Raw genomic sequence first — 20,970 nt, 5'->3', positions numbered from 1 at the left:
TCACCGGTCTCAGCAGGTGGCGAGCAGCACCGGCCCCTCGGTGAGGTTCGACAGCGGGGCCAGGTCCGGCTCGGTCTCCCCGGTGAGCACCAGGGTGTGCCCGTCCCGCTCCAGCGAGGAGACCGTGAACAGCTCCCGGTAGGACAGGAACTGGGCCGGGTCCTCGACCTCGGCCAGCGCCCGCCGCGACGCCTCGTTCTGACGGGCGCGGTCCTCGTCCTCGAAGTCGAAGACCACCGAGATCCGCTCGCCGGCGCCGAGCGCCACGAGGTAGCCGGTCAGCGCGGTGACCCCGCCGGCCTCGGCGACCAGCTGGTCGCCCACGGCCTGCGCGTCCGCGTCCGCCGAGGCCATCGACAGCGCCTCGCAGGCGTAGTCCTCGAGGTAGCCGACGGCGTTGATCGGCTCCCCGACCTCCTCGGTCAGCACCCCGGCGTCCAGTCCGTCCTCGTCGCCGGCCGCCACCGGGACCGCGTCGGCGAGGTAGTCGGCCTCGTCCGAGGCCAGCAGCAGCCCCTCGTCGGCGAGGAAGGCCACGTGCTGCAGCTCGTAGGTCGCCAGCCCCGGCACGTTGGAGACGACGTCGGCCCCGCCCTCCCAGACGGCGCCCGCCATGGCGTCCTCCTCGGGCTCGGAGAAGCCGAGCTCCGCGAACCGCTCCCCCACCTCGGCCAGGTCGGTGCCGTCCCCGACCTTGAGCACCAGCACCATCCCGTCCCGACCCTGCCCGAGCAGCTCCCACTCGGTCGCGAGCGGGTTGAAGCCGAGGTTCTCCTCCAGCAGCACCGCGGAGGCAGCCAGAGAGGAGGAGGTCAGGTCCCGGTCCTCGGCCTGCTGCAGCACCTCCTCGGACCGCGCGCCGCTGACCGGGCCCGTGCCGAGCTCGGCGCGGACGCCGGACCAGTCGGTCCAGGCGATCCGCAGGGTCCCCTCCGGCAGCAGGCCGGTGGCCCGGTCGAACTCGCTGGAGCGGGGCCAGGCGACGTACCCGACCGCGACGATCGCGGCCGCGACCACCAGCGTCGACGCGGCGAGCAGGGCGGTACGTCGGCGGGGCCGGCGGGCGGGCATGGACAGGCCTCTCCACGGGGACGGTCGGGTGGTGTGAGACTAGCCGCATGCCGAGTCCTCCCGACCCCGCTGACGTCATCGCGGCCGGCGCCGTGGTCCTGCGCACGGGCGGCGAGGTCCTGCTCGTGCACCGCCCCAAGTACGACGACTGGTCGTTCCCCAAGGGCAAGCTGGACCGCGGCGAGCTGGCCCCGTCGGCGGCCGTGCGGGAGGTGGCCGAGGAGACCGGGCTCGACGTGCGGCTGGGCCGCCCCCTGGACGTGCAGCACTACCCGGTGGCGGCGGGCACGAAGACCGTCCACTACTGGATCGGCCGGGTCGTCGGCAGCGACGACGTCGGCAGCTACACCGCGAACGCCGAGATCGACCAGGTGGCCTGGGTGGGGCACGAGAAGGCGTCCCGCCTGCTCACCTACGAGCACGACCGGGCCACGCTGGCCGAGGCCAGGGCGTCCCGCCGCAAGACCCGGACGCTGGTGGTGCTGCGGCACGCGAAGGCCCGCTCCCGCTCGCGCTGGCGCAGTGACGACCGGTTCCGGCCCCTGCTCCGCGACGGCGAGCGCCAGGCCCAGCACCTGGTCCCGCTCCTGGCGGCGTACGACGTGCGCCGGCTGGTCTCCTCCAGCAGCACCCGCTGCGTCACCACGCTGGTGCCGTACGCCGAGGCGAGCGGCCGGCACGTCGAGACCGAGGACCGGCTGACCGAGGAGGCGGCCACCCCGGAGGCACTCTCGGCCCTCCTCGAGGAGCTCGACGACGACCCCGAGCGCACCGTGCTGTGCTCGCACCGCCCGGTGCTGCCCATGCTCCTGGAGATGCTGGGGGTGGCCGACCCGGGGCTCGACACCGGCGCCATGGTGGTCGTCCACCACCGCGACGGCGAGGTGGCCGCGATCGAGCTGCACGGGGTGCACTGAGGCGGCCTGGCTGCCGGAGGGTGGTCCCCGTCACGCCGCCACGCTGTCGTTCACGTGACGGCCGTCTCATTTCCGCGTCCCCGTGACCGACGCGCCGGGCATCGTTCACCGCTCGTTCACCGAGCGCGAGGAGTCCGGACACCTGGCCTGCCTACGTTTCCGAGGTGTCAGCACACTGCTACGACCTCAGGAGAACCGAAGTGAAGCGCACTTCCTACAGCCGGGCCCTCGTCCCGGCCGTGGCTGCCCTGGCCCTCGCCCTCACCGCGTGCGGCGGCGGCGCAGCCGGCGGCGGCGCCTCCGGCACCGTTGCCGTCGACGGCTCCTCGACGGTGTTCCCGATGAGCAACGCCGCCTACGAGCTGCTCAGCGAGGAGAGCCCGGGCGTGCAGGTCACCGTCGGCGCCTCCGGCACCGGCGGCGGCTTCGAGAAGTTCTGCTCCGGCGAGACCGACATCTCCGACGCCTCCCGGCCGATCAAGGACGAGGAGGCCGAGGTCTGCAAGAAGAACGACGTCGAGTTCACCGAGCTCCAGGTCGCCACCGACGCCCTGACGATCGTGGCCCACAAGGACCTCGCCGTCGACTGCCTCACCACCGACCAGCTGATCAAGCTGTGGGGCCCGAACTCCAAGGTCGACAACTGGAAGCAGCTCGACCCGAGCTTCCCCGACCAGGAGATCAAGCTCTTCGGCCCCGGCACCGACTCGGGCACCTACGACTACCTGGCCGCCGACGTCATCGCCGACGAGTCGGAGTCGACCCGCAAGGACTACGAGGCCTCCGAGGACGACAACGTGCTCGTCCAGGGCGTGTCCGGCACCCCCGGCGGCACCGGCTACTTCGGGTACACCTACTTCGAGGAGAACGCCGACTCGCTGAAGGCGCTCGCCATCGACGACGGCGACGGCTGCGTCGAGCCCTCCGCGGAGACCGCCCAGGCCGGGGAGTACACCCCGCTGGCCCGGCCGCTGTTCATCTACACGAACAACGCCAAGTACACCGGCAACGAGGCCGTGGCGACGTACACCGACTTCTACATCGAGAACCTCGAGGCGATCGCCGAGGCTGCGCAGTACATCCCGCTCAGCGAGGACCAGTACGCCGAGACGCAGTCCGCCCTCGAGGGCATCGGAAGCTGAACGGGGCACACTGCACCTCATGAGCGACGCACACACCGGCGCAGGCTCGTCCCTCGGGACGGGCCTGCCCGGCGTTCCCCCTGACCTGAGCGGCCGGAGCCGACCCGGCGAACGCGCCATCCAGGCGGTGCTCTTCACCTCGGCACTCGTCTCGGTGGCGATCACCGTCGGCATCGTCGTGGCGCTGGTCCGACCGGTCGTCGACTTCTTCGCCGACGTCCCCTTCGGCGACTTCTTCGCCCTCGAGGGCGACCTGGCGGTGGTGCCGCTGGTCGCCGCGACCTTCGTGGTCACCGCGATCGCCATGCTGGTGGCCGTCCCGCTCGGGCTGGGCGCGGCGATGTACCTCTCGGAGTACGCCTCGCCCCGGGTCCGCAAGGTCCTGAAGCCGACCGTCGAGCTGCTCGCCGGCGTGCCGTCGGTCGTCTACGGGTTCTTCGCGCTGGCCTTCGTCACCCCGACCCTGCTGCAGAAGATCCTGAACCTCGAGGTCGGCTTCACGAACGCGCTGGCCGCAGGCCTGGTCCTCGGGGTGATGATCATCCCGACGATCGCGTCGCTGGCCGAGGACGCCATGGCCGCCGTGCCGCAGGCGATGCGCCAGGGCTCGCTGGCCATGGGCGCCAACCGCATGCAGACGACGCTGCGGGTGGTCTTCCCCGCGGCGCTGTCCGGCATCGCCGCGGCCGTCGTGCTCGGGCTGTCCCGCGCCGTCGGCGAGACGATGATCGTCGCGCTCGCCGCCGGTGCCCGCAAGAACCTCTCGATCGACCCCCGCGAGGGCATGCAGACGATGACCGGCTTCATCGCGCAGACCGCCGGCGGCGAGAACCCGGTCGGGTCCACGTCGTACAACATGCTCTTCGCGGTCGGGCTGCTGCTGTTCGTGATCACGCTGATCATCAACATCATCAGCATCTCGATCGTCCGACGCTTCAGGCAGGTGTACTGATGAGCTCCGTGGCCGCCCGCACCGCCCGCGACCTGACCCGGATCACCACCGGGCGCAGCCGGGACCGCACCCCGGGCTCGCTGATCTTCCTCGGCGGGCTCTGGTTCTCGCTGTTCTTCGGCGTGATGGTGCTGATCGTGCTGATCGTGACCACCGCCATCGACGGCGCTCCCCGCTTCGACGGCGCCCTGTTCACGGCGTACGACTCCACGCTGGCGCCCGAGCGCACCGGCTTCCGCGCCGGCATCCTCGGCAGCATCTGGCTGATGTTCACCACCGCGGTGCTTGCGGTGCCGCTGGGCATCGCCGCGGCGCTGTACCTGGAGGAGTTCGCCGACAACGGCCGCTGGTACAACCGCTTCATCGAGGTCAACCTGCAGAACCTGGCCGCCGTGCCCTCGGTGGTCTACGGCCTGCTCGCGGTCGCGGTGATGGCCCTGATGGGCTTCGAGCGCAAGGGCATCGTGCTCGGCGGCGCCATCGCGCTGGCGATGCTGATCCTGCCGGTCATCATCATCACCACCCGCGAGGCGGTGCGCGCGGTGCCGACCGAGATCCGGCACGGTTCGCTCGCCCTCGGCGCGACCGTGCTGCAGACGACCTGGCGGCAGACGCTGCCGTCGGCGGTGCCCGGCATCGCTACGGGAACGATCCTCGGACTGTCCCGCGCGATCGGCGAGGCGGCACCGCTGCTGCTGATCGGCCTGGCCGGCGCGGTCCGGTTCGACCCGGCCGGCATCTTCAGCCCGGTCACCGCGCTGCCCATCCAGATCTACTCCATGACCTCGCAGTCGCAGGAGGCCTACCAGCAGGCGGCCTCGGCTGCGATCATCGTGCTGCTGGTCATGATCCTGAGTCTCAACGCCCTTGCGATCTTCATCCGCAACAAGTTCCAGCGATCCTGGTGAGGAACCACATGTCTACGTCCCCCGCGACCATCTCCGCCTCGGGCTCCACCACGGACCGAGTGGGCAGTCTCGCCGACGTCCACGAGGCCGCCGAGCGAGTGCTGCCCGACCTGCCCACGGACCCGGTGATGGAGGCGCTCGACCTCAACGTCTACTACGGCGACTTCCACGCCGTGCACAACGTGAACCTGGCGTTCGGGCGCAACGAGATCACCGCCCTCATCGGGCCCTCGGGCTGCGGCAAGTCCACCGTCCTGCGCTGCCTGAACCGGATGAACGACCTGGTCGCCGGCGCCCGCGTCGAGGGCGAGGTCAGCTACCACGGCCAGAACATCTACGCCCGGGGCGTGGACCCGATCGCGGTCCGCACCCAGGTCGGCATGGTCTTCCAGAAGCCGAACCCGTTCCCCAAGTCGATCTACGACAACGTCGCCTACGGCCCCCGGGTCACCGGCATGAAGGTCGAGAACATGGACGACCTGGTCGAGGAGGCCCTGCGCGGGGCAGCCCTGTGGGACGAGGTGAAGGACAAGCTCAAGCAGTCGGCGTACGGCCTCTCGGGTGGGCAGCAGCAGCGCCTGTGCATCGCCCGGACCATCGCGACCAAGCCGGACGTGATCCTCATGGACGAGCCGTGCTCGGCGCTCGACCCGATCGCGACCTCCCGCGTCGAGGACCTGATGATCTCGCTGCGTGAGGACTACACGATCATCGTCGTCACCCACAACATGCAGCAGGCCGCCCGGGTCTCGGACCGGACCGCGTTCTTCACCGCCCGTCCCGATGAGACCACCGGCAACCGCACCGGCCTCCTCGTCGAGTACAACCTCACCAGCAACATCTTCTCCAACCCCAACGACAAGCGCACCGAGGACTACATCTCCGGCCGCTTCGGCTGATCGCGAGGGGATAGTCCACGAAGTTCGAGTCGCCGAAGCGGCATTCGGGCGACTCGAAGTTCGTGGAGTATCGGCCGGGGCGGGCCTGTGGATGAGGACCTGAGCGCTCCGGAGATTCAGGGAACCATGGAGCCATGGACGTCCCCGACCTGGCGGACGGCCGGGTCGATGCGGGAGACCGTGGAGTGGTCTGGCCGGTGCGCGTGGATCCCTCAGGGCGCACCGGCCCGACCAAGAGCGTGGCCAGGCGATCGCACTGGCGCCGCACGAGCCAGGGCTTCTACGTGCCGTCGACGGTCGACCCGACGAGGCCCGAGCAGCGCATCGTCGAGGCGGCCGTGGTGCTGCCTGGCTATGGCGGGGTCACCGGCTGGGCAGCGCTTCGCTGGCTCGGAGGCGGCTGGTTCACGGGACTGAACGGCGCGGGCCAGCCGCGCGATGTCACGCTGGCGACCGGGTTCTCCTCGATCGTCGCGCAGCCCGGGATCGCCATCTCCCAGGAACGGCTCTCTCCGCATGAGCTCGACACCGAACGGGGACTGCGCCTCACCGTGCCGGTGCGCGCGGCGTGCTTCGAGATGCGCCGTGCCCACGACGTGTACGGCGCGGTCGTGGCGCTCGACATGGCCGCCTACAACGACCTCGTGTCGATCCGCGAGATGAGCGACTACGTCGAGCAGCACCCGGGGTGGACGGGCATCGCACAGTGCCGCGAAGCCATCACCCTGGCTGACGAGAACAGCTGGTCACCCCAGGAGTCGTTGATGCGCCTCATCTGGGTGCGGGAGGCCGGTCTTCCCACGCCGGTCAGCAACGTTCCACTGTTCGACGCGGACGGGCGGCACCTCGGCACCCCGGACCTCCTTGATCCCCACGCCGGGGTGGTCGCCGAGTACGACGGTGGGCTGCATCTCGAGGGCGCCCAGCGGGCACGGGACATCCGGCGGGACGAGCGGTACCGACGTCTCGGCCTTGAGGTGTTCACGATGGTGGCGGGCGACTCGCACGACCGGACGGAGACCGCGCACCGGATGCGGTCGGCGTACAGCCTCGCCCGATCCCTCCCTGACCGACGGCGGTCCTGGACCATCACTCCGCCGGCTTGGTGGAGGCCGACGACCACGGTGGCCGAGCGCCGAGCGCTGGGGGATGCCGATCGGCAGCGGTTCCTGCGGCTGCGACTTCGCCCCCGTTGAGCGGTGCGCCAGCCACACCTAGTCGATACTCCACGAAGTTCGAGTCGTCAGAACGCCCTGTCGACGACTCGAACTTCGTGGACTATCCGGCAGGGCGATCGGCTCAGGGGAGGACTTCGATGAAGAGGTGGGCGAGCCAGTAGCAGACGGCGGCGGCGGCACCGGCCATGGGGAAGGTGAGGACCCAGGCGGTGAGGATCGACTTCGCCACGCCCCACCGCACGGCCGAGAGACGCTTGGTGGCCCCCACGCCCATCACGGCGGAGGTGATCGTGTGCGTCGTCGAGATCGGCGCCTCATAGACGTACGCCGTGGTGTAGAGGACCGACGCCGCCACGGACTCGGCGGCGAATCCGCGCGGGGGGTCCAGGGCGATGATCCGGCGGCCCAGCGTCCGCATGATCCGCCAGCCACCCGACCAGGTGCCCAGCGAGATCGCCGTCGCGGCCGCGATGATCACCCACAGCGGCAGCGGGTCGTCGGAGGCGACGTACCCGCCGGAGAGCAGGGCCAGGAAGATCACGCCCATCGTCTTCTGGGCGTCCTGGAGGCCGTGCCCGAGCGCCATCGCGGCCGCGGAGACGGTCTGGGCGAGCTTGAAGCCGCGGTTCGCCCGCGCCGGCCGGGCCCGCCGGAACAGCCACATGATCGCCACCATCACGGCGAACGCGGCCGAGAAGGCGAACAGGGGCGAGAGGACCATCGGGATGACGACCTTGTCGAGCACGACCTGCCACTCGACGCCGGCACCGGCGGCGACGGCGGCGCCGACCAGCCCACCGATGAGCGCGTGCGAGGAGGACGACGGCAGACCGTAGTACCAGGTGATCATGTTCCAGGTGATCGCGCCGAGCAGGCCGGCCATCACGATCACCAGGGCATGGGTCCCCTGACCGGGGGAGATCGTGTCGGAGACGGTCTGGGCGACCTTCTGCCCGAGGAACGCGCCGACGAAGTTCATCACCGCCGCCATGGCGAGGGCGACGCGCGGCGTCAGGGCGCGGGTCGAGACCGACGTGGCGATGGCATTGGCAGCGTCGTGGAACCCGTTGGTGTAGTCGAACACCAGGGCGACGACGACCACCGCGACGATGATCGCGAGCTCCACGGTCAGGACTCCTTGACCGCGATCTGTTCCACGATGTTGGCGACCTTCTCGAAGGCGTCGATCGCGTCCTCGAGGGACTCCACGATGTCCTTCAGCTTCAGCACCTCGAGCGCCTCGTAGGAGCCGCTGAACAGCGAGGCGAGGATCCGCCGGTAGCTCTTGTCGCCGGTGTTCTCCAGCCGGTTGATCTCGATCCAGTACTCGTCGAGGTCCTTCATCGCCTGCAGCCGCGGCATCGCCGCCGCGGTGAGCTCGGCGCAGCGCTGGAGCACCTCGACCTGCGTCGAGAGCTCTGAGGGGAGCTGGCCGACCTCGTAGAGCAGGATCAGGTCGACGGCCTCGTCCATCTCGTCCATCACGTCGTCCAACCCGGAGGCGAGCGAGTAGATGTCCTCACGGTCGAAGGGGGTGACGAACGTGCTGTTCACCCGGCGCACGATGGCATGCGTGGTCTCGTCCGCGGCATGCTCGGCGTCCCGCATGCGCTGGGCCGTCGCCGACCGGTCGTTGTCGTCGGTCAGCATCTCGGTGAGCAGAGCCGCACCGGTGACCAGGTGCTGCGCCGACTCGGCGAACAGGTCGTAGAACGATGCGTCGACCGGACGGAAGCGGAAACCCACGGACAACTCCTGGTGAGGCGGGTCTGAACGCACCACATGCTAGGGGCATTCGCGGCGACGCGCGCAACCGGCGCTGTCAGTCGTCGAGCCGGAAGCGCCTCAGGCGCAGGCTGTTGGTGACCACGAACACCGACGAGAGGGCCATCGCCGCTCCGGCGAGCATCGGGTTCAGCAGTCCGGCCGCCGCCAGCGGCAGACCGGCCACGTTGTAGGCGAAGGCCCAGAACAGGTTGCCCTGGATCGTCCGGAGGGTACGTCGCGACAGTCGGATCGCGTCCGCCGCGAGACGCAGGTCGCCACGCACCAGGGTGAGGTCGCCGGCCTCGATGGCGACGTCGGAGCCGGTGCCCATGGCGATCCCGAGATCGGCCCCGGCGAGGGCGGCCGCGTCGTTGACGCCGTCCCCGACCATCGCCACCACGGCACCGGAGTCCTGGAGGCCTCGCACCACCGACACCTTGTCGGCGGGGAGCACCTCGGCGACCACGTCGTCGATGCCCACCTCCCGGGCCACGGCACGGGCGGATCGCTCGTTGTCGCCGGTGAGCAGCACCGGGTGCAGGCCGAGGCCGCGGAGTCGGCGTACCGCCTCGGCGGAGGTGTCCTTGATCGTGTCCGCCACGACGAGCACGCCGCGCGCCCGGCCGTCCCAGCCGACGGCCACCGCGGTGTGGCCCTGCGCCTCGGCCGTCTCGAGCGCCTCGACCAGCGCGGGCGGGAGGTGCTGGGACCACTCGGCGAGCAGGCGTGGTCGCCCGACGAGCACGGCTCGTCCGTCGACGGTGCCCTGGACGCCGAGCCCGGAGATGCTCCGGAAGTCCGCCACCTCGGGCAGGTCGGCCGGCGCCCCGGCGACGATCGCCTGCGCGACCGGGTGCTCGGAGGCGGCCTCCAGGGCCGCGGCCAGCCTCAGCACCTCGTCCTCGGTGACGTCGTCGGAGTCGTCGGCGTGCACGCCCACCAGCGACATCGCGCCGCGGGTGATCGTGCCGGTCTTGTCGAGCACCACCGTGTCGACCCGCCGGGTCGACTCCAGGACCTCGGGCCCGCGGATCAGGATCCCGAGCTGGGCCCCGCGCCCGGTGCCGACCATGAGCGCGGTCGGGGTGGCCAGCCCGAGCGCGCAGGGGCAGGCGATGATGAGCACGGCCACGGCCGCGGTGAACGCGAACGAGGTCTCCGCCCCCGCCACCAGCCAGAACCCGAGGGTGCCCAGGGAGAGTGCGATGACGATCGGCACGAAGATCCCCGAGATCCGGTCGGCCAGCCGCTGCACGGGCGCCTTGCCGTTCTGGGCATCCTCTACCAGCCGCGCCATCCTGGCCAGCTGCGTGTCACCGCCGACGAGGGTGGCCCGGACGACCAGTCGCCCTCCGGCGTTGACGGTGGCACCGGTGACCGGGCTGCCGGGGCCCACCTCGACCGGGAGGGACTCCCCCGTGAGCAGGGAGGCGTCGACGGCCGAGGTGCCGCTCTCGACGACGCCGTCGGTGGCGATCCGCTCGCCGGGTCGGACCACGAAGTGGTCGCCCACGGCCAGCTGCTCCACCGGGATCCGGGTCTCGACGCCGTCGCGGCGCACCGCGACGTCCTTGGCGCCGAGCTCGAGGAGCGCCCGCAGCGCGGACCCGGCGCGCCGCTTGGCACGGGCCTCGAACCACCGCCCGGCCAGCAGGAACGTGGTCACCCCCGCGGCCACCTCGAGGTAGATGTTGGCGGTCCCGTCGGTACGCCGCGGGGTCAGGTCGAACGCGTGCTGCATGCCGGCCATCCCCGCCTCTCCGAGGAACAGCGCGTAGAGCGACCACCCGAAGGCGGCGATCGTCCCGGCCGACACGAGCGTGTCCATGGTGGTGGCGCCGTGCCGCAGGTTGGTCCACGCGGCGCGGTGGAACGGGGCGCCGCCCCACACCACGACCGGTGCCGCCAGCGTCAGCGAGGCCCACTGCCAGTAGGTGAACTGCAGGGCCGGGACCATGGCGAGGACGATCACCGGGAGGCTCAGCGCGGCGCTGACCACGAGCCGCCACCGCGCCTCGTCAGGAGCGGCCGTGCCCTGCGGGGCGTCGGTCGCGGCATCGCCCGGGGAGTCGGTCCGCGGGTCGGCGGGGATCGGCGCCGGCGCCAGCACGCCGTACCCGGCGGCCTCGACGGTGGCCACCAGCAGCGCCTCGTCGGGCTCGCCGTCGACGCTCACGTACGCCTTCTCGGTGGCGTAGTTGACGGTGGCGCTCACGCCGTCGAGCTTGTTCAGCTTCCGCTCGATCCGGTTCGCGCAGGACGCGCAGGTCATCCCCGAGATCCGGAGCTCGGTGGCGGTGGCGGTGGGGTCGGTGGCCACGGCGTCAGGCCAGGGCGTAGCCGGCCTCGGTCACGGCGGCCTCGACGGCGTCCCGCGACAGGGGCTCGGCGCTGGTGACGGTGACCGCTCCGCTGTCGAGCTCGACGGCGACGGCCTGGACGCCGGGCAGCTCGTGCAGCTCCTCGGTGACCGAGGCGACGCAGTGCCCGCAGGTCATGCCGGTGACGGTCCAGGTGCTGGTGCTGGTCTCGCTCATGGCGTGCTCCTCAGGATCGGACGAGGCGGGCGATCGCCTCGGTGGCTTCCTTGACCTTCTCGGCCGCCTCGCGGTCGCCCGCGCGGGCGGCCTCGACGACACAGTGGCTCATGTGCTCCTCGAGCAGGCCCAGCGAGACGGACTGCAGTGCCTTGGTCATGGCCGAGACCTGGGTGAGGATGTCGATGCAGTACTTCTCGTCCTCCACCATCCGCTGCAGGCCTCGGGCCTGCCCCTCGATCCGCCGCAGGCGCTTGAGGTAGTCGTCCTTGCGCTGGATGTAGCCGTACTCGTGCTGAGCCATGCCACATACAATACCCCCCTAGGGTATATGCGCAAGCCCACCCCAGTACGGCGCTGCTCGGGCGCCCCGCGACCGCCGTACGGTCGCTAGTCCGCGGACCCGGGATCGAGGCCCAGGATGGCGTCGATCTGCGACTGGCTCAGCGGCCCGTCGGCCTCGCTGGCGGCGATGATCAGGTTCGTGGTCAGCTCCACCTCGGCGAGGAGGTCGTCGTCCTCGAGCGTGATGTCGAACTGGTCAGCCACGCGGAGCCTCCCTTCGCCGGCAGCCGGGCAGCGTCCGGCCCAGGGTGGAGCGGAGCTGCGACTCCAAGACTGCCCGTCAACGACGCCTCCAAACCTGGATCGGGCAAATATGGCCCGGAAATGACACGAAGGTCCTGACCCCCCTAGGGGCCAGGACCTCCGTCGAAGTCAGACCGGCAGGTCCTTCCTCGCGACTCTCAGTCGGTGTGATCCACGTCGATCAGAGCGGACGGACGTTCTCCGCCTGCGGGCCCTTGGGGCCCTGGGTGACGTCGAACTCGACCTTCTGGTTCTCGTCGAGCGACTTGTAGCCGTTCGTCTGGATGGCCGAGTAGTGAACGAAGACGTCGTCTCCGCCGTCCTCCTGGGCGATGAAGCCGAAACCCTTCTCGGCGTTGAACCACTTGACGGTGCCCTGAGCCATTGCTCGTTACTCCTTAGTCGGGGCGAGAGGCCGTCACTTCGACGACCCCACACTTGATGCGGTGACACGTCGCTCCGACTCGGTGAGGCAGGCCCACGAAGAAGAAACGCCGTTGGATCACAAACTCCGCGGGCGTCAGCCTTGCTGGAACTTGCACCTCGTGCGGTGTGAACTGTACCAACAAAGCGGCGTGATCAAACCGTCGGCGTTCACAATCTTCCGCGGGTCTCCGCGGGCCCCGCTCCGGGGCGGCCGGACGAGGCTCCCCGACGCTCCGGAGGCACCGGTCCGACAGCACGACGAGCGGCGCTCGGCCGGCTCAGACGCCCACCGGCATCGCCGTCTCCGGGGGCGTGCCGATCTCGCTGACGTCGTGGCCGGAGCAGGGGCGACGGGTGGCGGTCGCGGCCCGGATCCGGGACACGTCGAACCACCGGACGTCGTCGCGCAGCCGGCACCACGCCACGACCAGCCAGCGTCCGCCGGTGAGCGCGAAGATCATCGGCTCCACCTCGCGCCGGGTGCGCTGCCCGCGCGCGTCGACGTAGGTCAGGTTCACCGTGCGCTGGTCCACCAGGGCCTGCTCGAGCACCGAGGCCACTCGCCGCGGCGCCCCCTCCCGCACGTCCACCCACACCCGGTCGGCCAGCGCCCGGGCACGGCGGCGGGCGAGGGGGTCGAGCACGTCGAGCACCTTGCGGGAGGCAGCTCGGGCCGAGTCGGAGAACGGCGCGTGCCGGGTCGCGGCCACGGCGGCGCTCAGGGCCAGCGCCTGGGTCGGCGTGAGGTTCACTGGCGGCAGGGACGAGCTCTCCGCCAGCCCGTAGCCGCCGCCGGGGCCGGTCCGCCCCCAGACGGGCAGGCCGCCCGCCTCCAGGGCCGCCAGGTCCCGCTTGACGGTGCGGCTGGAGACCTCGAACTCCTCGGCGAGCTGGGCAGCCGTGCGTCCGCGCGCACCGGCCCGCCGCAGCGACTCCGCGACGGCATGCAGGCGCTCGGTGCGGTTCATCCGTCCATCGTCCCACAGATAGTGACGCGAATAGTGACACGCCGTCGTCCATCCCTCCGACGATCATGGGGGCATGGACACCACCACGACCCCCGCACCGCCGTCGATCGTCCTCATCCCCGGGCACTGGCTCGGCGCCTGGGCCTGGGACGCCGTCGCGGCCGACCTGCGCAGCCGCGGCCACCAGGTCACGGCGCTGACCCTCCCAGGGCTCGACCCCGACGACCCGCGTCGTGCCGAGGCGACGCTGAGCCGGCAGGCCGACGCCGTGCGCGCCGCCGTCGGTGCCGCGGGGCGCGACGGCGCGCCGGTCGTCCTCGTCGCCCACAGCGGCGCCGGCCACCCGACCTCGGTGGCGCTCGACCGGGACCCCGGGGCGGTCGCCCGGATCGTGTACGTCGACAGCGGGCCGGCCGCCGACGGATCGGCCTTCGACGCCTCGCTGCCCGACGACGTCGACGAGGTGGCCCTGCCGCCGTTCGACCGGCTCGGCGAGCAGGCCAGCCTGGACGGCCTCGCCGAGGAGGACCTGGAGCGGTTCCGCCGGCGGGCGGTGCCCGAGCCCGGACCCGTGCTGCGCGAGCCGACCCACCTGGTCGACGACCGCCGCCGCGACATCCCGGCGACGATCATCGCCTGCTCGATGCCCTCCGAGGTGATGTGGCAGATGGCCCGCGAAGGGCACCCGATGCTGGCCGAGGTGGGCACGCTGCGCGAGCTCGACGTCGTCGACCTCCGGACCGGGCACTGGCCGATGTGGAGCCGACCCGCCGACCTCGCCGCGGCCATCTCGGCCGCGGCCTGCCGCTGACGAGGCGGTCCCGGCCGCGCCCGGCGGGTTCGGGTGGCCGACTCCCCGCACCGCACCCGGATGCGCGATACTTGCTCGCCGGAGCATGGGTCGCAGCGACGGGGTGAGGCCCCCGAGGGTCATCCCCGTCGCAGGTGCCCGTGCCCCAGGGCCTCTAGCTCAATTGGCAGAGCTCCGGACTTTTAATCCGTTGGTTGTGGGTTCGAGTCCCACGGGGCCCACCGCACCGACACGGCCGACCGGGCGAGCTGTCCCGGCGTCCGACACGACCGGGCCCCTGTGATCCCGGTCCCGTCGGACGTCCCCCGCAACCGGCCCACCGCCCCCGTGACGGTGGTCCACCCCCCAGCCCACATGCTGCCGCACCTCGGTCCGCGCGACGATCGACCGACCGGACCAATTGCATGGCCCATCCGGGTGGGTCCCACGACCACAGGACCCCAGGGTGCGTATGGCCCGGCAACCCCCTGCGAGGGCGGCAGGAGTCGCGGGATCAGGGGCGATCCACGACCGAGAAGCCGTCCAGCACCGGCTGGTAGGACCGGCGCAGCTGCTTCGCGGTGACGTCTCGGTCTGCGAACATCACCGCCGACCAGGTCCGCCGGCCGCGGGCGGTCGTGGTGACCGAGAAGACCAGCTGCTGGCCGTCCGCGCGCCGCAGCGATCCCACGGATCGCAGGGCGTCACGGCCGCCCATGGTCGCCTCGGCACCGCGCTCGACCCGGACGGCGGGGTAGCCGGCCTCGACGTCCGACACCGCGGCGTCGTGAGCCGTCCGCAGGCCCCGCCGAGGACCGGGCGCGACGGTGATCACCATGGACCGGTCGGCGCGGGCGACCCGGATGCCCTTGCCGACCTTGGCTCCCGTCAGCCGCTCCGGCACCGCCAGGGCGAACCCGCCCCCGCGGGAGACGACCCGCACAAGGCCGTCGTCGACCGACGTGCCGGCCGCCGGCGCGGGGTCCGGGTCGCCGTCCCACGGGAGCCCCCACGTCAGCCAAGCCAGGAGGCCGGAGACCAGCGCGGCGACGACACCCGTGGCGACGGCGACCCGGACTCCCCGGACACCCTCACCGGGCAGCCGGTCAAGCAGACCCATCGGCCACACCGGCCACACCGGTCAGGGCGCTGCGTCGCGACCAGGCCACCAGCAGGGACCCGAGGCCGACCCCGCCCAGGGCGAGGGCGAGGAAGCCGGTCCAGACGCCGCCGGTGTTCGGCAGGACGCCGCCCGCGGCGACCTGCCCTGCCTGCGAGCCGTCGGAGACGCCGGACGGGGCGACACCGGAGTCGCCACCCGGGCCGTTCGGGCCGTCGGGGTCGGCCGGGAACTTCCGGGCCAGGCTCTCCGACCCGGACACCTCGGCCAGCACGGTGCCGTCCAGGGCCGTGGCCTCGAGCGCGGTCACCGCGTGGCCGGCGACGCCGTCACCGAGGTAGGTCTCCCCCTGCTCCAGGAACACGCACGCCAGCGCCGGGTCGTCCGAGCACTCCGGCGGCAGCCCGAACGCACCGGGGCCGTCGCTGAACGACACCGACTCGTCTCCGAGCTCGAGCCCGACCACCTCGGTGTCCTTGGAGGAGCTGCCACGTGAGCTCGACCGGCCCTCCGAGGAGAGCACCCTCGCGGCTGCGGAGCAGCCGGTCTCCGGGTCGGGCACCAGGCACACGGTTCCCGCCGAGGAGCTCGAGCCGGCCTCGGTGTGGCCGTCCCGACCCCGCTCGATCTCCGACTCGCTGGTGAGCGCGGACGCGCCCACGGGCCCGGAGCAGTCATCCGATCCGGCGCTCCCGCCGATGCACGCGTCGGCCAGGCCGGTCTCGCCGCGGCCACGCTGCCGGCCGTCCCGCTCACGGGAGGATGCGTTCGCGTACAGCAGCTCGGCGCACAGGGCTCCGTCGCTCTCCGCACACAGCGGCGCCAGCGGATCGCCCACGGAGTCGGACTCGTTGCCCTCGGCGTGGGCGCCGATCACCTCGTGACCACCCAACGAGAGCAGCGTGGCGTCGCCGCTGGCGGAGTCGTCGTCGCGCACGGTCGCGTCGGTGCTGCCGACGTCCGCGACCTGCTCGTCGGCCACCTCGACGCCGGCGTTGCCGGCCGAGGCATGGTCGGGAGGCCGCGGGTCGGCCTGCTCTCGGTCCGGGTCGTCGTTCTCCTTGACGGGCAGTCGGCCCTCCGTCCGCCGACTGTCCGTGCCGGATCGTTCCGTGCCGCCGCCGGACCCCGAGACTCCGGCGATGACGTCCTCGAGACCGCCGACGACGTCGTCGGCGGGATTGGCACCGACCGGCGCCGACCCGAGGACCAGGACTCCGCTGGCGGCGATCGCGACCAGGGTGGCGCGCTTCCCGATGAAGCGCGTGAGATGCGAGTTGCTCATGTGAGGCCTCCGTTCTCGTTGGTGGGTCAACGAGAAGCGGGGCCATCGGTTACTGCCGCTCTCCGATGCGACGCAGCCCTCGGCCGGTCGGGCCGCCTCAGCGGTCGGCGTGCACCCCGCGCCGGCCCTCGTCGCTGAGCCGGGCCTCCTCGGCCGCCTGCGCCTCGAGCTCGGCCCGCCTGGTGGTCTCCAGCAGCTCCCGGCTGGCGTCGTAGGCCCCCGGCCGCGAGACCAGGTCGGCCGCTCCGCCCTCGAGTCTCTGCAGTGCGGCGCGTCCGAAGATCTGCTGCTCGGTCGTGGTCCGCTCGGAGCGGCCCCGACCCAGGAAGGAGACCGCCCAGTGCAGCACCGCGGTCAGCCGGTTCTTGAAGCCGGTGATGTAGACGAGGTGGACGGCCAGCCACATCAGCCAGGCGATCACGCCCGTGAGCCGCAGCTTGCCCACCATGGCGACGGCCCGGAAGCGGCTGATGATCGCCATCGAGCCCTTGTCGAAGTAGTGGAAGGGCTCCTGCGGCGGCTTCCCGGCCTGCCGGCTGCGGATCTCCTTCGCGGCGTACTTCGCTCCCTGGATGGCGACCTGCGCCACCCCGGGCAGGTTGTCGAGGGTGATCATGTCCCCCACGACGAACACCTCCGGGTGGCCCGGGAGCGTCAGGTCCGGGTTCACCCCGATCCGGCCGGCCCGGTCCAGGGGAGCGCCGGTCTGCTCCGAGAGGGTCCGGCCCAAGGGGTTGGCCTGGACGCCGGCGGCCCAGATCTTGGTCATCGACTCGATCCGCCGGACGGTCCCGTCGCGGTCCTTGACCTCGAGACCGCGCTCGTCGACGTCGGTGACCATCGCGCCGAGCTGGACCTCCACGCCGAGACCCTCGAGCTCCTTCTGCGCCTTGGCGCCGAGGCGGGCACCGAACGGCGGCAGCACCTGCGAGGCGGCGTCGACCAGGATCACGCGGGCGCTGCGGCTGTTGATCGAGCGGAAGTCGCGCTTGAGGGTGCGGTGCGCGAGCTCGGCGATCTGACCGGCCATCTCCACGCCCGTGGGTCCGGCGCCCACGACCACGAAGGTCAGGTGGTGGTCGACGTCGTCGCCCTTGGCGGCGGCGAGCTCGGCCCACTCGAAGGCCCCGAAGATCCGGCCGCGCAGCTCGAGGGCGTCGTCGATGGTCTTCATCCCGGGCGCGAACTCGGCGAAGTGGTCGTTGCCGAAGTAGGACTGCCCCGCCCCGGCCGCGACGATCAGGCTGTCGTACGGCGTCACGGTCTGGCGCCCGAGCACGTTGTGGGAGACCGTCCGGGCCTCGAGGTCGATGTCGGTCACGTCGCCGAGGATCACCCGGGCGTTGCTCTGGCCGCTCAGGATCTCCCGCGTGGGGGGTGCGATCTCGCCCTGCGACAGGATGCCGGTCGCCACCTGGTAGAGCAGCGGCTGGAAGAGGTGGTGGGTGGTCCGAGCCACCATCGTGACGTCGACGTCGGCGCGCCTGAGGGCCTTCGCGCCGAACAGGCCGCCGAAGCCGGAGCCGATGATCACGACCCGGTGCCGGCCGGTGGTCGTGCTGGCGTCGTCGAGGGCTGACATCCCCATGTGCCTTTCGGTCTACGAATAGCTGCAGGATCGAGGTCCCATCATCCCACCGGGCCGGCCGATCGGGCGAAACGGACCCCCGATGACCACGTCGAAGGAGGTTTCGTGGCGCGGCAGGCTGGGTATTGGCCGCGCGTCTGACACATGATGGTCCTGACGACCCCGGCCCGAAGGTTCGCTGTTGCCGCTCAACCAGCCTGCGCTCGCCCTCGAGGCCGGCCCGCGATCCGTGCAGGACGCGCGCCGGTGGGCTACTGACGCGTGCCGGGCCCTGAAGCGGGACGAGCTGATCCCCAGCGCCGAGTCGGGCATCTCGGAGCTGGTGACCAACGCCCTGCTGCACGGGCAGCCGCCGATCTGCGTCCGCGTGCGCGGCACGCGCGAGCATCCCCGGATCGAGGTCATCGACTCCTCACCCAAGCCGCCGGCCCCGAACCCGCGCATGACCGACGAGGACGAGCTGCTCTCCACCATCGGCCGCGGGCTCGGCCTGGTCGCGATGTCCTCGCACGCCTGGGGGGCCGACCGGCAGGCGGACGGCAAGATCGTCTGGTTCGAGCCGCGTGCCGACGTCAATGAGGCCCCGGACTTCGCCGGGGACGTCTTCGGCTTCGGCACGCCGCCGGGCCTGGACCTCGCGAGCGGCGCCGAGGGGGGCCTGCTCGACGTCCACTTCGAGAACCTTCCCCTCGCCCTGTACGTCGACTTCCGCCGGCACTTCCGTGAGCTGAGCCGCGAGCTGCGGCTGCTGTCGCTGGCGCACGAGAGCGAGTACCCCGTCGCGAAGGACCTCTCCGACCTGTTCCTGCGGTTCGAGGAGGAGCAGCACGCGGCGATCGGGTCCGTGGAGCTCCAGCACGAGATCGACGCCGGCTCCCGGCAGGCGCAGATCAGGATGGTGGTGCCCCGGGACGCCCCGGCCACGATGGCCCAGATGATCAGCCTGCTCGAGCTCGCCGATGCCTTCTGCCGAGAGCAGCGCCTGCTCTCGCTGGCCACCACGCCACAGCAGCAGCACTTCCAGCGCTGGTACCTCGGTGAGTACGTCCGCCAGGCCAGGGGCGAGGACCCCCTCCCCTGGGCCGGCAGCGACCGCGCCGACGGCTACCCCAGCGACGCGTGACCCGCCCGACTCCCACGCCTGGCCTGGTGGCCGCGGTGGCGCTCGGTGGCGCCCTGGGCGCGCTGGGCCGCTGGGCCGTCGGCGAGCTGACGCCACCCAGCCCCGGCTTCCCGTGGGCCACCCTGGCGGTCAACGTGGCCGGCACGCTCCTGCTCGCGCTGCTTCCGGCCGTCCCGCTGGTACGCCGCCGGCCGGCGTTGCCGCTCTTCCTCGGCACCGGTGTCCTGGGCGGCTTCACCACGCTGTCGGCGTACGCCGAGGAGTCGCGGTCGATGCTCGCGGACGGCTCGACCGGACCGGCGCTGGCCTACCTGGTCGGGACGCTGCTCGCGTGCGTGGCCGCGGTGCACCTGGGCCACCACTTCACCGACCGCGCCGAGCGCGCGGCGTTCGCCGAGGCGGAGGGCGACGAGTGACGGCGCTGCTGGTCGCGCTCGGTGCCGCCGTCGGGGCCCCACTGCGCTACCTGGCCGGCCACCACCTCGACCGCGCGGTGCCGTGGGGCACGTTCGCGGTCAACGTGGCCGGCTCGTTCCTGCTGGGTGCCTTCACCGCGTCGGCGCTGTCGGGCGCGGCGCTGGCGCTGCTGGGCACCGGGTTCTGCGGCGCGCTGACCACCTACTCGGCGTTCGCGGTCCGGGCGGTCGAGCTCGGCGGCCTCCGCTCCCTGGGCTACGCGGGCGGCACCATCGTCCTCGCGCTGGCGGCCTGCGCGGCGGGGTTCGTGCTGGTCGCCGGTCAGCCGTAGCCGAGGCGCTCCAGCTGGTCGTCGTCGATGCCGAAGTGGTGCGCGATCTCGTGCACGACGGTGACCTCGACCTCGGCGACCAGGTCGTCCTCGGAGTCGCACAGGTCGAGCAGGGGGTTGCGGAACACGAAGATCCGGTCCGGCAGCTCCAGGGCGTGGTTGGCGGTCCGCTCGGTGAGCGCCACCCCGTCGTAGAGCCCCAGCAGGTCGGGTTCCTCGGCCGGCGGCTCGTCCTCCACCAGCACCACGAGGTTGTGCACCAGCGCGGCAAGCTCGGCCGGGATCGCATCGAGGGCGCGGTCGACCAGCTCCTCGAAGCGCTGACGACTCATCTCCACCGGCACACCTCCCACGCTACGACCCGCCGGGTCGACGGACACACATCCTTGGAGAAGCAGAAGAGGCCCAGGCGGATGCCTGGGCCTCTTCGCGTTGGCGACCCCGACGGGACTCGAACCCGCGGCCTCCGCCGTGACAGGGCGGCGCGCTAACCAACTGCGCTACGGGGCCAGGTGTTGCTCCATTTGCGGAAGCGGCTGAACTCTAACCCATCCCGCCCGGCGCATCCCAATCGGGAAACCGCGCCGTGCCGAGATGGCACCCCCAACGGGATTCGAACCCGTGCTACCGCCGTGAAAGGGCGACGTCCTAGGCCGCTAGACGATGGGGGCCCGCCCCGCGCGATGTCGACGGAGGACGCCGGCGCCACGGGGCCGACCCAGCATAGAGGGCCGGGCGGCGGTCGACCAAGATGACTCGTTTTCACGGCGCCCCGGGCTCTGGGGTAAGGTTTCCCGCGGCTTGGCCAGGTAGCTCAGTTGGTACGAGCGACCGACTGAAAATCGGTAGGTCGGCGGTTCGACCCCGCCCCTGGCCACCCCACCACGACCGCAGGTCCGCAGCCCGGGCCTGCGGTCGTGTCACGTCCGGCGCCCCGAGGGCCGCCACCCTCACTAGGGTGGC

At 71.7% G+C, this 20,970-nt stretch carries 23 protein-coding genes and 4 tRNA genes; 12 read left to right on the top strand and 15 right to left on the bottom strand.

The genetic code is table 11. The features are described from left to right. Positions 1-9: 9 nt before the first annotated feature. Positions 10-1,071 (bottom strand): hypothetical protein, encoded by a 1,062-nt coding sequence (locus IE331_RS01630; protein WP_192139852.1) that lies wholly within the window; start codon positions 1,069-1,071, stop codon positions 10-12. Positions 1,072-1,118: 47 nt separating this feature from the next. Between IE331_RS01630 and IE331_RS01625 the strand changes: the two genes are divergently transcribed. From IE331_RS01625 to IE331_RS01600, 6 genes are all read left to right on the top strand, one after another. After that, the gene (locus IE331_RS01625; protein WP_192139850.1) at positions 1,119-1,988 is read left to right on the top strand and encodes an NUDIX hydrolase; all 870 of its coding nucleotides are present in this window, start codon (positions 1,119-1,121) and stop codon (positions 1,986-1,988) included. Between the two features lie 200 nt (positions 1,989-2,188). Further along, positions 2,189-3,130 (top strand): PstS family phosphate ABC transporter substrate-binding protein, encoded by a 942-nt coding sequence (locus IE331_RS01620; RefSeq protein ID WP_192139848.1) that lies wholly within the window; start codon positions 2,189-2,191, stop codon positions 3,128-3,130. A 19-nt stretch (positions 3,131-3,149) separates the two neighbouring features. Then, a complete protein-coding gene (gene pstC / locus IE331_RS01615; RefSeq protein WP_192139846.1) occupies positions 3,150-4,082 on the top strand; it encodes a phosphate ABC transporter permease subunit PstC in 933 nt (310 codons plus the stop codon). Next, positions 4,082-4,990, top strand: coding sequence for a phosphate ABC transporter permease PstA (gene pstA / locus IE331_RS01610; protein ID WP_192139843.1), 909 nt, complete (start codon positions 4,082-4,084; stop codon positions 4,988-4,990). The genes pstC and pstA overlap by 1 nt, the downstream gene beginning before the upstream one ends. Positions 4,991-5,118: 128 nt before the next feature. Next, complete coding sequence (gene pstB, locus IE331_RS01605) at positions 5,119-5,889, top strand: phosphate ABC transporter ATP-binding protein PstB (RefSeq protein WP_201931226.1); 771 nt, start codon at positions 5,119-5,121, stop codon at positions 5,887-5,889. Positions 5,890-6,074: 185 nt separating this feature from the next. Continuing rightward, positions 6,075-7,085, top strand: coding sequence for a hypothetical protein (locus tag IE331_RS01600; RefSeq protein WP_192139839.1), 1,011 nt, complete (start codon positions 6,075-6,077; stop codon positions 7,083-7,085). Between the two features lie 103 nt (positions 7,086-7,188). Here IE331_RS01600 and IE331_RS01595 read toward each other — a convergent pair whose 3' ends face one another. The 8 genes from IE331_RS01595 to IE331_RS01560 all read right to left on the bottom strand — a co-directional run bounded on the left by IE331_RS01595 (position 7,189) and on the right by IE331_RS01560 (position 13,353). Next, on the bottom strand, positions 7,189-8,193 hold the full coding sequence (locus tag IE331_RS01595; RefSeq protein WP_192139837.1) for an inorganic phosphate transporter: 1,005 nt from the start codon (positions 8,191-8,193) through the stop codon (positions 7,189-7,191). Between the two features lie 2 nt (positions 8,194-8,195). Further along, on the bottom strand, positions 8,196-8,813 hold the full coding sequence (locus tag IE331_RS01590; RefSeq protein ID WP_192139835.1) for a DUF47 domain-containing protein: 618 nt from the start codon (positions 8,811-8,813) through the stop codon (positions 8,196-8,198). A gap of 76 nt (positions 8,814-8,889) precedes the next feature. Further along, positions 8,890-11,106 carry a heavy metal translocating P-type ATPase gene (locus tag IE331_RS01585; RefSeq protein ID WP_192141600.1) on the bottom strand — a complete coding sequence of 739 codons (2,217 nt, stop codon included), beginning with the start codon at positions 11,104-11,106 and terminating at the stop codon, positions 8,890-8,892. 52 nt (positions 11,107-11,158) lie between these two features. After that, entirely contained in the window at positions 11,159-11,371 is a 213-nt protein-coding gene (locus tag IE331_RS01580) for a heavy-metal-associated domain-containing protein (RefSeq protein WP_192139833.1), read from the bottom strand. A 10-nt stretch (positions 11,372-11,381) separates the two neighbouring features. Further along, positions 11,382-11,675, bottom strand: a complete 294-nt coding sequence (locus IE331_RS01575; RefSeq protein WP_192139831.1) for a metal-sensitive transcriptional regulator — start codon at positions 11,673-11,675, stop codon at positions 11,382-11,384. 86 nt (positions 11,676-11,761) lie between these two features. Beyond that, complete coding sequence (locus tag IE331_RS01570; protein ID WP_192139829.1) at positions 11,762-11,920, bottom strand: hypothetical protein; 159 nt, start codon at positions 11,918-11,920, stop codon at positions 11,762-11,764. A 220-nt stretch (positions 11,921-12,140) separates the two neighbouring features. Then, positions 12,141-12,344 (bottom strand): cold-shock protein, encoded by a 204-nt coding sequence (locus IE331_RS01565; protein WP_045548871.1) that lies wholly within the window; start codon positions 12,342-12,344, stop codon positions 12,141-12,143. Between the two features lie 319 nt (positions 12,345-12,663). Then, positions 12,664-13,353, bottom strand: coding sequence for a helix-turn-helix transcriptional regulator (locus tag IE331_RS01560; protein ID WP_192139827.1), 690 nt, complete (start codon positions 13,351-13,353; stop codon positions 12,664-12,666). A 73-nt stretch (positions 13,354-13,426) separates the two neighbouring features. On the opposite strand from IE331_RS01560, the gene IE331_RS01555 reads away from it, so the two are divergent. Next, positions 13,427-14,164 (top strand): alpha/beta hydrolase, encoded by a 738-nt coding sequence (locus tag IE331_RS01555; RefSeq protein WP_192139825.1) that lies wholly within the window; start codon positions 13,427-13,429, stop codon positions 14,162-14,164. A gap of 148 nt (positions 14,165-14,312) precedes the next feature. After that, a tRNA-Lys gene (locus IE331_RS01550) sits at positions 14,313-14,385 on the top strand. 272 nt (positions 14,386-14,657) lie between these two features. Here IE331_RS01550 and IE331_RS01545 read toward each other — a convergent pair. The 3 genes from IE331_RS01545 to IE331_RS01535 form a co-directional block, all read right to left on the bottom strand. Beyond that, positions 14,658-15,263 (bottom strand): hypothetical protein, encoded by a 606-nt coding sequence (locus IE331_RS01545; RefSeq protein WP_192139823.1) that lies wholly within the window; start codon positions 15,261-15,263, stop codon positions 14,658-14,660. Continuing rightward, positions 15,250-16,548 (bottom strand): hypothetical protein, encoded by a 1,299-nt coding sequence (locus IE331_RS01540; protein WP_192139821.1) that lies wholly within the window; start codon positions 16,546-16,548, stop codon positions 15,250-15,252. The genes IE331_RS01545 and IE331_RS01540 overlap by 14 nt, the downstream gene beginning before the upstream one ends. 97 nt (positions 16,549-16,645) lie before the next feature. Then, a complete protein-coding gene (locus IE331_RS01535; RefSeq protein WP_201930890.1) occupies positions 16,646-18,130 on the bottom strand; it encodes an NAD(P)/FAD-dependent oxidoreductase in 1,485 nt (494 codons plus the stop codon). A gap of 187 nt (positions 18,131-18,317) precedes the next feature. Here IE331_RS01535 and IE331_RS01530 point away from each other — a divergent pair, with 187 nt between their 5' ends. From IE331_RS01530 to IE331_RS01520, 3 genes are read left to right on the top strand one after another with little or no spacing between them, the layout of a single operon-like run. Then, positions 18,318-19,259: an ATP-binding protein gene (locus IE331_RS01530; protein ID WP_192139817.1), complete on the top strand. Its 942-nt coding sequence runs from the start codon at positions 18,318-18,320 to the stop codon at positions 19,257-19,259. Continuing rightward, positions 19,256-19,675: a fluoride efflux transporter FluC gene (locus IE331_RS01525; protein ID WP_192139815.1), complete on the top strand. Its 420-nt coding sequence runs from the start codon at positions 19,256-19,258 to the stop codon at positions 19,673-19,675. Before IE331_RS01530 ends, IE331_RS01525 begins: the two co-directional genes overlap by 4 nt. Next, the gene (locus tag IE331_RS01520) at positions 19,672-20,007 is read left to right on the top strand and encodes a fluoride efflux transporter FluC (protein ID WP_192139814.1); all 336 of its coding nucleotides are present in this window, start codon (positions 19,672-19,674) and stop codon (positions 20,005-20,007) included. Before IE331_RS01525 ends, IE331_RS01520 begins: the two co-directional genes overlap by 4 nt. Here IE331_RS01520 and IE331_RS01515 read toward each other — a convergent pair. The 3 genes from IE331_RS01515 to IE331_RS01505 form a co-directional block, all read right to left on the bottom strand. Then, a complete protein-coding gene (locus IE331_RS01515; protein ID WP_318646749.1) occupies positions 19,998-20,351 on the bottom strand; it encodes a metallopeptidase family protein in 354 nt (117 codons plus the stop codon). The genes IE331_RS01520 and IE331_RS01515 overlap by 10 nt on opposite strands. An 89-nt stretch (positions 20,352-20,440) precedes the next feature. Beyond that, a tRNA-Asp gene (locus IE331_RS01510) sits at positions 20,441-20,517 on the bottom strand. 85 nt (positions 20,518-20,602) lie between these two features. Next, a tRNA-Glu gene (locus tag IE331_RS01505) sits at positions 20,603-20,678 on the bottom strand. Between the two features lie 132 nt (positions 20,679-20,810). Between IE331_RS01505 and IE331_RS01500 the strand changes: the two genes are divergently transcribed. Next, positions 20,811-20,884: transfer RNA gene (locus tag IE331_RS01500), tRNA-Phe, on the top strand. Positions 20,885-20,970: the final 86 nt, after the last annotated feature.

The sequence above is a fragment of the Nocardioides donggukensis genome, from assembly GCF_014842875.1.
In the GTDB taxonomy this organism is placed as follows: Bacteria; Actinomycetota; Actinomycetes; order Propionibacteriales; family Nocardioidaceae; genus Nocardioides; species Nocardioides donggukensis.
The sequence above is the reverse complement of the archived record's forward strand: the minus strand, read 5'-3'. Positions and strand labels throughout refer to the sequence as shown.